Raw genomic sequence first — 15821 nt, 5'->3', positions numbered from 1 at the left:
TGTATGGGAACTAATTGTACTAATAACAACTCAATAAACAGCTCTGAAGGAACTACTCAACTTCAACGATATCTGGATGCATTAGACCCTGATAGTATTGAATTGATGGGTTTCTCTGTAGAGGAGTGGATGGATTTTGCCTATAAATTTTCAGAAAAAGTAAGCTTTTATAAAGATAATCCAGACAACACAACAACGTCCTGGAAATCGTTTTTTGAAAAAGCCAATGAAATAAAATCTATGGCTAAGGAATATACAACAGGGGATATTGATCCACATCTCACGTTATTTATTTGTTTCCTTAAATTATTAGAAACTTCTAAAAAGCAATTTGATGGGATCACTAAAAGACACCTGGACTTCTATTATTATGAAGTGCTACAATTAAAAAAGCAACCATTTACTCCTGATAAAGTATATTCTCTATTTGAGCTCGCAAAAAATGTAGATAATCAACAGCTAGCTAAAAACGCTCTTCTGGATGGTGCAAAAGATACAAATGGGCAAACCAGAAATTATGCCATAATTGAAGAATTGGTAGTCAATAAATGTGCTATTGCCCAGCTTAAAGCCACATATCTTGATAATCAGGGTTGGTATGAAGCACCAATACCTAACTCCGGAGATGGGCAAGGTGGTGATTTCAAAAATGAAAGTAATAGCTGGATGCCTTTTGGGAACTCTGACTATACGAATGCTAATTTTGGTTTTACCATAAGTGCTCCTTCTTTAAAAATGGGCGATGGCCCCCGAAGTATTACTGTACTCCTAAAACTTGCAGGAAAAAATGGATTGATTGCAACACCAGAAGAGTTTACAGAAAGCCTGGTTTTTAGCATTACAGGTAAATCCGATTGGATACCCCTACCTATAACAAAAGAAAAAATAAGTGTTTCTAATGGAGAAATAGAGTTTAAATTAGAACTATCCGAAACCGATGATCAAATTATTAACTACGATACTACCCTACACCTGGGTAACTATAATGCTACTCACCCTCTATTAAAAATTAGCTTTGATAATGTTACTAAAACTATAGCTAATACCAGTTTTAAATTATACAAAAAACTAATTAATCTTACGATCAATGATATTATTATAACCACTACTAGTTTATATAATAAAAGTCTTCTTGTCCAAAATGATACAGGAACTGTAAATACAGAAAGTGCATTCTTTCCTTTTGGCCCATTAGCAAAAAAGAATGCTAAACTAAAAATCAGAGCAGATGAATGGACTGGTAAAAATATCATACAAGCCGTATTAAAAATGGATTGGAAAGATCTTCCGGATAGTTTTGCTGCCTATTATGACTTGTATACAGAAGACACTGTTTATAAAGGAATTAATAGTAATAATTCTTCCACCATAGTAAAAAAAACGATGGGAGACGATCGCTTTACAGTACAAAAATCAATCATTAGTGAAAATAGAAATACACAATCTGATCTTAAAACACCTACCCAAATTTTAGGAGAGCAGCAGACTTTTTGGGTGGATAGACAAAATCAATTAGTAGCATTATTAAATCAAAATACAGAAGAACTTACAAATCAGATTATTTCTCAAGGTAATCTGGAATTAATTAAGCAAGATACTACAATAGCAGAAAATGCATTATTTAAATCTCCAGAGCATAGTGAGTTTTCATTCTTTGCCGAAAACGCAAACGGTTATATCCCATTGACATCGGATGAGTATCTATTGCAATTAGAATTAGAAGAAGATTTTTTCCATGATGTATTTGGGAGAGTTCTTACTGCTCAAGCTATCGCAAAACAAGCCGCTCCGAACGCACCATATACTCCATACGCAGAAAATATATCTGTAACCATAACCACTAAAGAGCATTTAAACACTTTAGACAAACATATTGAGTTATTTCACAATTATCCTTATGGTCAAATCAAAATAGATCCCTCTACAGAAGCAAATATTGTTCTGAATTATATCCCCAAAGGAGAATTATTTCTGGGATTAGAGAACTGTATTGAAGGCGAAAACGTCCAATTCCTTTTTCAATTAGAAGAAGGAACAGAAAACCCTGACTCTATAGTTTCTGAAGGGTATTCAGAAATCGAATGGCATTACTTGCAAGATAATGTATGGGTTAAATTCAATAAAGAACAACTACTAAAAGATGAAACAAACAACTTCCTGAAAACAGGTTTAGTAAAATTTCAGATTCCTAAGAACTTTGATACCTGCAACACATTACTCCCAGACAATTTATTCTGGGTGCGAGCTTCTCAAAAATCTAAAACAACAGGAAACAACTTACCGGATACGGTAAGTAGGTTTATAGAAATTCATCCACAAGCATTAAAGGCAGAATTTCTGAATCAGGAAAATAGCCTGGAACATTTACAAAATGGGATTCCTGCAAATACAATATCTAAACTAATCAATCGTATTGCTACAGTAAAAAAGATTACACAACCTTTTGCTAGTTTTGATGGTGCTCCCGAAGAAGACGACACTAACTTTTACAGAAGAATAAGTGAACGTCTTCGTCACAAAAACAGAGCGATTACTTTATGGGATTATGAACATCTAATGCTACAGAAATTTAAGTATCTCCATAAAGTAAAATGCCTGAATCATAGCACATATGACACTAATCAAAGTCCGGGAGAGATACTTCTGGTCGTGGTTCCGGGTATTAAAAACCAGAATGTATTTAATGTATATGAACCACAGGTAAGTGCTAATAAACTTACTGAGATTGAAGAGTATATTAACGGTCTAAACACGTCTCTGGTAAATGCTAAAGTTGTATCTCCCGTGTATGAACCTGTCATCGTTTCTCTATACGCAAAATTTCACCCAGAATACGATAACAACCTATATACCAAAATATTAAAAGAAGATATTGCAAAATTCCTGGCACCCTGGGCATTTGACACTGAAGCATCGATATCATTTAATAATACACTATATGCTTCAGAAATGATCTTTTACATCGAAAACCTAAACTATGTAGACTATATAAAAGAATTCGCCCTTACCCATAACGGAATTCCCAGACAACAAGTAACACCGACCGATGAAAAAAGCATTTTGACCTCGGTACCAGCATCAGAACATAAAATAGAATATATAACAGCCAGTATATGTACAATATAGATGAACATAGCGAAATTCCAAAAGACATTAATTATCAGAATGATCTTGATTTTTCCTGGTTAAGAGCGCAGGGACAACAACATATAGAAGATCTGGGAAGAAAATTATGGACAGATTATAACATCCATGATCCCGGAATTACAATCATGGAACTACTCTGTTATGCCATCACTGATCTAGGATTACGCATCAATCAACCAATAGAAGATTTAGTAGCATCTCCTGATAATGATGAAGATAAAATGCATCAACAGTTTAAAAGTGCTGCAAAGATTCTGACTTGCGAACCCGTAACTCAAAACGATTATCGCAAACTGTTTATCGATATAGAAGGTATCAAAAACACCTGGCTTATTCCTTATTCCTTAACAATGTATATGGAGTATAATCCCAATGCACCCAAAATAGATTTCAAGCCTATTCTTAACACTATATTTAAGACTACTGATTTCAATGCTAAAGGACTGTATTGCCTACTTGTAGATTATGATAAAGGTGTTGATGAACAAGCAATTAATAAAGAAATATTTAAAATCTATCACAAGCATAGAAACCTATGCGAAGACTTAATTGAAATAAAAAAAGTACCTCAACAATGTATCCGTATTTGTACTCAGATCCAACTAGAAAACGGTGCAGATGAAGAGTTAGTTCATGCTAAAATACAGTTCGAAATTGAACAGTACTTCTCTCCTTCATTGCCTACCTATACATTAAAAGAGTTATTAGACAAAGGATGGACTACAGATCAGATTTTTGATGGCCCCGTATTGACCAATGGATTTATTACGAATGAAGATCTGGATAACACAAACCTGCGCAAAGAAGTTCGCTTAAGTGACCTGATCAATATTATAATGAAAATAGAAGGCATATCCTTAATTGAAGAAATCAGTATGGATAATTGCCCTCCTGATAAAGAGGATGAACCTTCTGATTGTGTCCCTCCAAAAACTGCAAAAAGCGATCCCTGGATCATCTGCATAGAAGAGAACCACAAACCTGCTATTTGCGATAAAAGTACCTGGAAATATAAAAAAGGATTTCTTCCGGTAGGAATTGATACAGAAAAATCTGCTGACTATCTATCAGAATTGGAAGCAGCATTTAAGTCTTCACAAAAAAAAACGTACGAAGACCTGCCAATGCCCGTAGGTTCTTTTACAGGAATTACCCAGTATCAAACCATGCAGCATGAGCTTCCAGAAAACTATGGGGTTTCTACCTACGGCTTATCTGATAAAGTATCGGAATTAAGAAAAGCTCAAGCAAAACAATTACAAGGCTATTTACTATTCTTTGATCAGATTCTAAGTGTTTATTTTGCACATCTTGGACAGATCAAATCATTACTATCAGGTGATAATAATCTTAAAAGATTCTATGTCTTAAAAGCTGTCAATGATATTGATAATATCGAAACATTAGTCAGTGATACAAGTATTTATGAAAATGATCCTACTATTCCTTTAGCATTAAATATAGATGGAACTACTTTATCGCTTATTAATGATCTGGAAGATTTTAATACAAGACGTAATCTTTTACTGGATCACTTGCTAAGTCGTTTTGCAGAAGTTTTTGAAGATTACACCAGTGTGATGTATAAGCTTTTTGGAAAAAATGTAGATGATGATATTATCAAAACAAAAAACAACTTCTTAAATCAATATGATAGTAGTAGTTCTCAGCGTGGATTGGGGTTCAATTATAGATTAAAAGATAAAAATAATAATCCGGATGTATGGGATACTAATAACGTTTCGGGATTTCAGAAACGTATTGCTTTATTATCCGGAATGTCTAATTATAAACGAAAAGATCTTTTTAATACACACCTTAGAATCGAAGAATATACAAGACCTAATGGAGATATAGAGTATCGATGGTTAATCATAGATAGTAATCAGACCTATCTTTCCTCAAGACAGGACTTCCTAACCAAGCAAAAAGCTGTTGACAGTCTCTTAACTACATTGAGATATGCATATGATCCTACAAATTTTAGATTGTTACCTACCACTACCGGTACCAAAACTTTTGTAGCACTTACCGCTCCGGAATATCATGCAGATCCCGATGAAAAATATATTATCGGGAGACAATATAATCGATATTTTACAAATCAAGATAATGCACAAGCTGAAATCAAAAAGGTTTTAGAATTCATAGCAACCATACAAAGTGATGAAGGCTTTTACCTTATAGAAAACATACTAACACTACCACATCACCTAGAAAATATTCCGAATAATCTAAATGATTGCTTGCCCTTATGTATAGACGAGAATTGCAACAGTTGCGGGCCATTAGACCCTTTCTCGTATCAGGTTACCATTGTATTTACAGGTTGGACTTCTCGTTTTTCTAATATTGATTTTAGAAATTATATGGAAGCATTAATCAGACGGGAATTACCAGCACATATACTACCAAAAATCTGTTGGATCGGTCATATAGAAGGAATGCTGGATGAAATAGAAGGCGAACCAGCCCCAGAAAATGATATGGAAAACTTACAAGAATATTGGAAAAAATTCCTGCTCTCCAAAAATAAAAAGAATACGAATTATATGGCATCCACTACTGCTACTAAAAACCTTTGGTGTACGATGAGTCATCTTAATACTATTTATGGCAGTGGCACCTTACATGATTGCGAAAACGAAGAAACCGAAGAAAATAAAAACAGAATTATACTAAACCGAAGCACGCTTGGTACATTATAATTCATATCAATAAATTAAAAATATACCGTGATGAACGATACTTCTTTTGAAACACCATACCTAAAGACATTGAATATTAGCAACAATGTTTATGACCGTTTCGTACCGGATCAGGTACTTACACACCATAACCTCAATAAAATTATAGATTATTTTGAGGATCAGGATAGATTATCACGTGTACATACCATTGGTGTAGGCATTGGTTGCGGATTAGATTTCTTTGTAGAAACAGACGAACAAAATAATACAATAATTAAAGTAAATTCTGGAGTTGGTATTACCACAGATGGTGATCTCGTCGTAGTAGACACCTCTAAATCAGGGCAGACAGCATATGAGTTTCGCTATTTTACGAATCCATTTTTTAATCGGGCGGATTACGCAAGATTTGATGGGTTAAACATAGTCGAAATTCATACACAAGAGGGAGCGGAACTTCTAAATGGGGAACAGCCGCTCTCCTCTTTCTCTAATTTAGGAAGCCATTATTTATTGATCTATGTAGAAAATTATAATGAAAATCCTGGTATCTGTAGTGGTAGTGGATGTGATGATACTGGTGAGCATATCTATGCTAATCTAAAATTCTTACTTACCGATAAAGAAGGATTTGACGTGCTGACAGCAGAAGACATGGACAGCATTTACTATTATAAGAAAATGCGTTCTTTCTATGATTCATTACCAGAATTATCGGTTACAAGACCTATCCTGAAAACTTCAAATACAAAAAATCAGAATAGTATCTACACCTTGTATAAAAGTGGTATCGAGAGTAATACCATCGTTAAGCAGTTACAGGACAATTACATAAAAATCATAGATAAACTGGACAACAGGCTAAATGTTAAACGATTTAGTATTACTCCAGAAAACATAGAAGCGCGTTTTGATTCACTTATTAATATCGGAAATTTCCCCATTCTTGATATTCAGTACAGATACGATCATCTAAAAGATCTGATCGAAACTTATGATGAAATCCGATCTTTATTATTACACATCAATGCAGATTGCGTACCTAATACTACTGCATTCCCAAAACACTTACTGCTGGGAGCTATAAATCCAGACAATAGAGAATTTACCCGACACAACTTCTATCCTTCTCATATAGTAGATACAGATGATGAACATTTATTACACGTGTTAAGTCTTGTGATACGATTTTATAATCAATTAGATCAATACCAAATCCCTGCCAGCGGACAATTTTTAGTAAACAAAAGAATTAATACAAATGCATTTAAAAATGTGAGTATAAAGATAACTCCATCAAAAGATTATGCACATGCTTTAAGTAATAGAAGTATTCCTTACTACTATAGAGGATTAAGCAATCTTGTAAAAAACTGGAATTTTAATGATATCGTTAATAGAAGGGCAACGGCACAATTAAGCTATCATAAGCAACAATTATTAAACATTGATTCGATCCAAAGTCCCTTAAAATATAATCATCTGGGGTATGATTTTTATAGAATCGAAGGTCACTTAGGGAAATCATACACAGGAGTACTCTCTAAACTAACACAGCTCAAAACTGATTTTAATCTAGCTTTTGACATAAAGGCTATAAGTATTGGGGATGCACTAGAACAGATCAATCTGAGTGAATATTCCTGTCAGTTCGAAGATCTAAAAACCTTGCTAAAAGCATGGAGGGATGAATTCGAATGTTTAGTAAAAAATGGATATGAATTCTTTAAAAAATACAGTTTCAAAACACTTGGCGATAATGCTACCAGTACTAGTTATTTGGATTCTATAAGAAGAAAAAAATCTATTGCCGGTTTTAGGTCAATAAAATCTAAAGCTCTAGTTCCTCATCAGGTAGAATCATTAATTAGCGAAGCTACAGATTATGCTATTCAGGAAACAAGTTCTACAGACCCCGATGTACTTTATAAAGTAGCAACAGAATATATGGTTAGAGAAGTGGGAGGTTATGATAATGAAGAAGAAGCTTTTGTATATGTAGACTATCCTACCAAAATTACGACAGATTTGTACGCTGTAGGTAAAGAATTTGTAGATGATTTACAGATATATACAAAACCTGGAGGGCTTGATAAGTTCAAAGCATTCTTAAACAAACTTTGTTTTGATCTAAACAAAGCCAAAGAAGATATTGTAACTGCCAGAACCAATCAAGCTTTTGGAGGTAAAAAGAGAGATTCTATGTATGAGTTTATGATATACGACCTTTCTAAGCTATGTTGTTTTAAATCTAAAATCGAATGGCTTCTGAAAGAAATGGAAATCCGAAAAAAGAAAATCTTTGATACACTTACCTTATCCAATTTAGTAAAAGAAAATCCTGGTATAGAACACATGGCAGGCGTACCTAAAGGCGGTACCTTTATTATAGTATATGGAGGATTAGATAAAAATTCTGGAGCATATTCTAATAAAGTCATTGCAGATTTTGCATTGCCGTATATGTGTTGTAGTGATTGCCCTCCCGATGTTGTAGTCATAAAACAAGAAGTAGCTGTTTTAGAAGACTTATTTTTAGAACCTAACATATACTGCATCATTGATGGAAAAGAAATCCCTAAAGGAACCTTTACTCCTACTCCTGATGCTGGAACTATTACATCGCCACAAGGGACGGATTTTATAGAAAACAATGATCTATTTAATCCCAATAAAATTCCTGATACTTTAGTAGGTCTGCCAATCACATTTAAAGTAAATGAAAAAGAAGTAGCAGAAACTGCCATAGTATATAAACTTCCTAATACAGACCATTTTAATGATCCTTTAAATTTGGAAATTATACCAACCATCAATACGGATAATGAATCTGTAAATATTGTAATCATCCCAAAAACTCCCTACGACACCAAAGGATATCTAACCTATAGCTGGATCAATGATATTGGAGTAGAAATAGATGCCGCAGCTACATTAGATACTAATTTGCCCATTGTAGATGGGCGCATATTCCAGAACTTTAGTTTAATCATGGGAGTTAATGATACAGATGCAAGCTGTACTACAACCATAGAAATTCTTATTGATCAGGAAATAAATATCATTCCGGAAGAAGTTGGTTTAGAATTAATTCCTGATGTCTATTGTTTTGAAGAAGGGACGACCGTTGATGTTATTGGATTTACAGTAACACCAGCAAACGGAACCGTTACTTCAAATCAGGGATCTGTTTTTATAGAAAGCGGTAATCTATTTAATCCTAATAAAGTTCCTGATACATTATTAGGAACCACATTAAAATTCAAGGTCAATGCACAAAATGTTTCACAAACAGCACTGGTATATAAACTTCCTGCAAATAATCATTTTAGTAATACTAACAATGTCAAAATTCAGATTCTTGGAATAAACGATGGAAACGAAAGTGCAAACGTCTCTATCACTCCATTGACTCCGTATGATGGTCAAGGATATCTCTTATACCAGTGGACCGATGAAGCTGGAAATGACATAGGAGAGCCAGGGAAACCTACGCTCACAATTGATATTCCTATTGTTAATACTACCATTACAAAAAAACTTCTGCTATTTATGGGAGTTAACAATGCATCAGCAAACTGTGATGGTAAATATGAGATAACAATTGAGCAACCTATAGAAATCCTATCAGAACGCACTTGTTTTACCGATTTCGAAACGCGAATAAGAACATATCCAATTAATGATGATTTAAAAAAGGCACAGGAAGGTACCGCAAATACAGAATTTGGTGCTAAACTGGATATAGAAATAATTCAACCTGCTTTCAATCTCTTTCAGGAAATACTTATTCTTACCGAAGAGGATTTTAAGGATAAGGATACCCTTAAAACTACCTTGGATCAAATAGCAGGTTTACTCTCTTTTCTATCAGAGGCATATACTCTAAATCCCGATAGAAAAGAATTTCTACCTCAATTCTTATTAATTCATGAAGTATTAACTATTCTATTTTTGGAGCTAACCAGGTGTTGTGAACAAACTGATATTATAATTTTTACAGAACAAATTGATAGATTCCAAAGAGTTCTAAAAGGAGAGCACGCATTTTTTAAAGAAAATGGTATTGAATATGCTCATATTACTCAAGGTTTTTTTGATACGTACAATGCCAATTCTGAAGACTTACGAAATGTATTAATAAACATATTTAATTTTAGCTAATGCATACTATTGAGAACATAACGGTCAATTGGAAACTTACTAATATTAGGGTGCAAGAAAACATCGAAACTAAATGTAATCGTATTATTCAGGATCGTTTGTTCCCTAAAATGGAAATGCAATTGGATGCTTGGAATTCTCGAAATCCCGGAATGAAATGTATCATCCCTGAAATTAATATTAACATACTATGTACCGAATTTTCGACAGAAATCATTGAACATTTATTTCTAAGACAATTTAATTACCTTTTGGAAGAGAAAACCAAAAATGCTCAGAAAAACAAAACCAATACTAATAATTCTACTGTTTTAATTCTAAAATCTCCAACTGTTAAAGATTTTATTCTACAATATCTCCAGAAAGGATATACATCCAATACTAATGAAACCAAAGAGATAAAGGAATGGGTAAATACTCCAACTAAAATAGATGACGATTTTATTTCAAAGAGTATTCATATAATAAGTGCAGATCCTATTGCCTCTATACGATTTGTTTCAATATTCACTAAAATTGAAGCAATTGATGAATTACTCTTCAAGAAGACAGGATTTTATAAAAGTTCTGAATTTGTTGTTATCCTGCTTCAGGCAATTACGCGTACTATATTTCCCGAAAAACCTATGGATACACAAATAGAAATATGGAAAACCGTTTTAATATCAAGTCCTTCTTTAGAACGATGTATTCAAACCTTGTATACGATATTCCAACCCATTGTTAGTTTTCGATATAATACAAGAGAAACCATTTTTTTATTAGCAGCATTACTATTATATACAAAATGTCAATTAGATTCTAAAAAGTACTTGAACATTACTCATTCAATAAAAAATATTTTTAATCCTCCTAATAGTCCTAATGGTAAAAATATAGATACTTCTTCTAAAAATAAGGATGCCTTAGGTGATATTAAAACAATAAAAAAACAAGAAAGTCTGGATTCTTCTATCAAAACTATTGAGGAAAAAATCAGGAAAAAACAAGAAGAACTGCATCCTCTAAAAAATACATCTCTAAACGACAATAAGGAAGAAGAAAATCAAACAATATCCTTAAAAAAACAACTAGATACTACTTCTGAGGATATGCTAAACCCACAATCCATATATAAAGATGTAAAAACTATTGATGCCTCTCTTATTTCTGATAATATAGGCTTGTTTATTTTACATCCTTTCCTAAAGGAATTTTTTACCGAAACGAGAGTGTTAAAATCCAGCAAAATTATTGACCCCAATAAAGGAGTGCAATTATTACACTATCTGGCAACTGGCAGTGATGCGTGTAAGGATATATCTGTCCTCACAGAAAAAATAATAGTAGGCATACCCATTCAACAAACTATTTTTATAGAAGCACCTTTATCAAATGAAGAAAAAAAGTGCTGTGATGTATTATTAAAAGCTGTTCTAAAACATTGGATCGTACTGGAAAAAAGTGGAATCGATACGCTACGCTCTATGTTTTTAGTACGAGAAGGAACCATTGTACTCAAAGAAAAAAGTATTCGTATTGAAGCAACACATCTGGCACAAGATATTTTATTAAAAAAATTACCCTGGGGATTAGGTATGATAGTATTGCCGTGGAGTAAAAGAATCTTTCAAATCACCTGGAAATCATGAATGCCGCTCGTACAAATACAACAACTGTTGCTAAATCTTCTAAGAAAGAAGGGACTTTTATTCCTGCTAAAAAAAGAACGAAACAAAGTCAAACAGAGAAAAAGAAAACTGAAGATCCTTTTATTCCTAAAAAACAAATATTCAATAAAGAGCCTAAACCTGAACTTAAAGAAACGCAGAAAAAGAACCGTAAAAATACAATTCCACAAAAAGAAGCTAAAAAGCAAAGCAAAACCATAGATACTTCTATAAAGGAAAAAAGTGCTGGCAGTAGTAAAGTAATTCAATTAAATACGGTACCTAGAAGTGCTTCTCACGCTTCTACTCCAAACGTAGCTCCTCCAAAAGAAAAGAAAAAGAAAGACGCTGAAGGAGAAAAAGAAAAAACACCTAGGAAAATTACCCGAACGAATACCAATCCAAAGAAAGATAAAAAATTTCTGGCAACCCTAAACCACGTAAAAAAAAGTGCTACAGAACAGCAAACACACAAACCTGCAAGCGATAAGGTAACCGAAGTAGAAAAGGCAGCAAAACTCCCCGAAAGTGATCAAACTAAGAAAAATGATCAGCGGCAACATATAGGAGCTATGGATGCCGTAGCAGAAAAAAGTAAAGAAAAACCGTTTACAGCAAGCACCTTTAAAGCACTACTAAAAGAAAACCTTACCCAGCTGGAAAATGACCTGCCCAGGGATGAAGATAGTGCAGAAGATTTTAAGCGAGATAAACCGATCGATAAGATCAAAGAAAATATATCCGGACAGGTAAAAGACGAAAATAAAAAATTGTCTGGACCTATGGCAGCAGAGATCAAGAAAAAAGACCCTCCTTCCAGTGGTCTGCCAACAGAGAAAGAAGAAAAACTTCCATTTGATCCCATTGGTAAAGTACCAAAAGCAATAAATGCCAAAGCTGCTGTTCCTAAGAAAAAACATAGTTCAGAAATATCTATGGAGGACGAGAGTGCGTCTATAGATGATTACAAAGCAGAAAATGAGATAACAGATGAACAATTAGTCAAAAGTAATGAACCTAAATTTACAACTGCATTACAAACTTCTAATGAAGCAAAGCAAAAAGCCGCCGAAGCGCCTAAGAAATACCGGGGAAAGGAACGAGCTATCCTAAATAATGCCCAGGGAAAAGCGGCGAATCAGGGTAGTAAAGGTCTTCAGGGAATGTATACAGGAAGAGTTGGGTCTTTTGTTACGGTTGCAGTAAATCAGGTAAGTAAAGAGCTGAGTGACGAACAACAGCAAAAAGTAATCTACAAAAAATTAGAAGGTATCTACAACAAAACCAAAACTGATGTAGAAACCAAACTAAAAGATCTTTCTGATGGTGTAGACACATATTTTAGTACTGAAGCTGAAAGTGCTAAAAAAACATTCGAGAAAAATGTAGAGAAAAAATTAGGTGATATTTATGGGTTCTTTACGATAGATGATAAAATTTTTGGAGAAGATACAGAAGCGATCGAAAAAGTATTCCAAGAGGAGAAGAAGCGTTTCATCACTAAAATGGACAGCGTTCTTGATAAGATTGCGACCTTGATTGCTAAAGAATTGAATGCTGCCATCGCATTAATCAACAAAGGAAGAAAAGATAGTGAAGACTTTTTTAATACCCTAAGTGAAGACCAGAAAAAATTGGCGACCGATGCCTTGGATCAATTTAAAGGGCAATATGATTCACTGGAAGAAACCGTTCGCGAAAAAGAGCAAGAACTCGCCAAAGAATTAGCAACATCTTATAAAGAAAATGTAGATTCTCTTAGAGAATCTTTTGATAGCATCAAAGAAAGTGTAAGTGCCACCTGGATAGAAGCCGCTCTTAATGCCTTAAAAGCTGTGGTAGAAGCAATCATCGCTATAAAAAATCTATTTGTGAATTTACTAGTCGCCGTGGTTGAAGCTATCGGTGCCATTATACAAGATCCAATCGGTTTTTTAAGCAATCTTATTTCGGGCATTAAACAAGGCTTTGAAAACTTTGGTGCCAACATCAAAAAACATTTAATCACAGGGTTGATCGAATGGCTTACCGGTTCTCTGGGAGGAGTTGGGATAACACTCCCGGAAAATTTATTTAGCCTGAGTGGCATATTCGATCTTTCTATGCAGATCATGGGATTAACCTGGGATTATTTTAGAGCAAAGGCAGTAAAACATATAGGAGAACCCGTTGTACAGGCATTAGAAACCGGATTTGAGATGTTTCAGATAATTAGAGAAAAAGGAATTAACGGGCTCTGGGATTATATCAAAGAATCTTTTACAGATCTTAAAGAAACTGTGATGGATGGCATTAGAGATATGATCATTACTAAAGTGGTTGAGGCAGGTATCAAATGGGTTTTAGGATTAATGAGTCCGGCAGGAGCGTTTGTAAAAGCTGCTATGATGATCATTGATATTGTTAAGTTTTTTGTGGAGCGTGCCTCTCAGATCTTTGAATTGGTCACTGCCTTTACCAATAGTATCAAACAGCTTGCTGCAGGAAATGTCGCGGGAGTAGCCAAAGGTATCGAAATGGCACTTGCCAAGGCATTACCTGTAATGATTGGTTTCTTAGCCTCTTTATCGGGTATAACCGGACTGACAGGAAAAGTACAAAAAATCATTAAAAAGATTCGTAAGAGGATTGATAAAGCAATTGATAAGCTTATTAGTAAAGCTAAAAAATGGGGTAAAAAACTGTTCTCTAAGAAAAAAGGAAAGAAAAATAAAAAGCAGAAAAACAAAGACATTGCGTCGGGTAAGTTGAAAGACACTGAAGTTGGTAAAGTAGTTACCTTCAAAAGTGGAAAAGAGAGCCACAAGCAATGGATTGATACTTCGGGGAAAGGCGTAGAGGTAATGATGGCAAGCACACCTGGTCCTCTGGACAAAAAGATCGATAGCTGGAAGAAAAAAACAGCTAAAATTGATGATGTAGCCAAAAAGAATGAAAAATTAGGTTTAATAACCAAGGTCGAAACCTTACGAGGAGAGCTGGATAGAGATGGAGAAAAAGTAGAAAAAATCTTAGAACAAGCGCAAAAGAAACCAGAGAGTCAAAAAGTGATTAAGGATGCTGAAAAAGGAGATGATGCTTTAGAAAGTAAACAAGATAAACTTAAACGAATCTTAATCCAATTACTTGATGAATTAGATAACCTATTCGAAATTCCTCAAAAAGTTAGAAAACACATTAGTCAACGTGTTGTTGCCAAAACCGGAGATCCCAGATTCCTGGCAGGTTTTAAATCAGATACCTCGGGAACGGATTATACTGCCGTGGTAAGAAATAAAGACAATGATGCTAAACCCACAACTTTTATTATACAAAGAACCTCAGAGGCTGTAAAAAAAAATGCTCCCCAGTTATTCATCAATGATGGAGTTTTAGAAATGGGAAAAGAAAGAGAATATGTCCCTGATCACAAAAATTATGTTCCTTCAGAATTAACCATTGCCCAAAACAGTGATGGAAATTATATTGCTACTTATAAAACAAAAACTCACGATGGGCAAGCAGGTCCTGATTTAGAAGTCGCGATGTCATTCACAGAAGCACTGGAAGGCATACCTAATAAGGTACAAAAAAGAACTGTAAAAGCTGAAGGCTTAAAATTTAAACCCGAAGGAAACGTAAGAGGGCAAACGGATTCTGCGGTATCAGGATTTCATAATGCACATTTAATAGGAGATCGCTTTGGAGGATCCGGGCGTAACGAAGCTTTGAATATTTACCCATCTTCAGAAAAATATAATGTAGGGCAAAGTTTTATGCTGGGTAAAGAGGATAAAATGGCTGAATTTCTTGCTCCACTAGGAGAAGATCATAGATACAAAATGAACGTTACGGCGCACATTGATGAAGAAATCCAGAATGCTAAAAACCTGGAAGCGTTATTAAAAAAAGAATTTGGAAAAGATACTCGTGCTGATAAAGATATAAAACTATTGGATAACAAATTAATTGATGATGCAGAACAACGATTGACCAAAGCGCTGCGCTCAGAAATTAGTAAAGACATCAAAGATGTGCCTGGTCAGTTCCTGAAAATGCAGTATATGATTGATGGAAAAGACTGGGGAGGATTCGGAGAAGATACAGATTACGAAGCGCTTGTTAAAAAACTTGGTTTCGAAAAAACGAATGATGGTACAAAAGTAGTTTATAAGAAAAAGTAGGATATATG

Annotated in this window: 5 protein-coding genes; all 5 read left to right on the top strand. The window is 34.3% G+C overall.

Going from position 1 to position 15821, the window contains the following annotated elements; translation table 11 throughout:
• The first annotated feature begins 3 nt into the window (after nt 1-3).
• Genes F0000_RS00205 through F0000_RS00185 form a run of 5 tightly spaced genes read left to right on the top strand, consistent with a single transcriptional unit; the run spans nt 4 to nt 15813 of the window.
• Complete coding sequence (locus F0000_RS00205) at nt 4-3126, top strand: baseplate J/gp47 family protein (protein ID WP_149622673.1); 3123 nt, start codon at nt 4-6, stop codon at nt 3124-3126.
• Nucleotides 3114-5855: a hypothetical protein gene (locus tag F0000_RS00200; protein WP_149622672.1), complete on the top strand. Its 2742-nt coding sequence runs from the start codon at nt 3114-3116 to the stop codon at nt 5853-5855. Before F0000_RS00205 ends, F0000_RS00200 begins: the two co-directional genes overlap by 13 nt.
• A 30-nt stretch (nt 5856-5885) precedes the next feature.
• The gene (locus F0000_RS00195) at nt 5886-10001 is read left to right on the top strand and encodes a hypothetical protein (protein WP_149622671.1); all 4116 of its coding nucleotides are present in this window, start codon (nt 5886-5888) and stop codon (nt 9999-10001) included.
• Complete coding sequence (locus F0000_RS00190; RefSeq protein ID WP_149622670.1) at nt 10001-11632, top strand: contractile injection system tape measure protein; 1632 nt, start codon at nt 10001-10003, stop codon at nt 11630-11632. The genes F0000_RS00195 and F0000_RS00190 overlap by 1 nt, the downstream gene beginning before the upstream one ends.
• The gene (locus F0000_RS00185) at nt 11629-15813 is read left to right on the top strand and encodes a hypothetical protein (protein ID WP_149622669.1); all 4185 of its coding nucleotides are present in this window, start codon (nt 11629-11631) and stop codon (nt 15811-15813) included. The genes F0000_RS00190 and F0000_RS00185 overlap by 4 nt, the downstream gene beginning before the upstream one ends.
• Nucleotides 15814-15821 lie beyond the last annotated feature (8 nt).

It is taken from the genome of Aquimarina sp. RZ0, assembly GCF_008370685.1.
In the GTDB taxonomy this organism is placed as follows: Bacteria; Bacteroidota; Bacteroidia; order Flavobacteriales; family Flavobacteriaceae; genus Aquimarina.
Note: the sequence above shows the minus strand (reverse complement) of the source record. Positions and strands in the feature narration are given on the sequence as shown.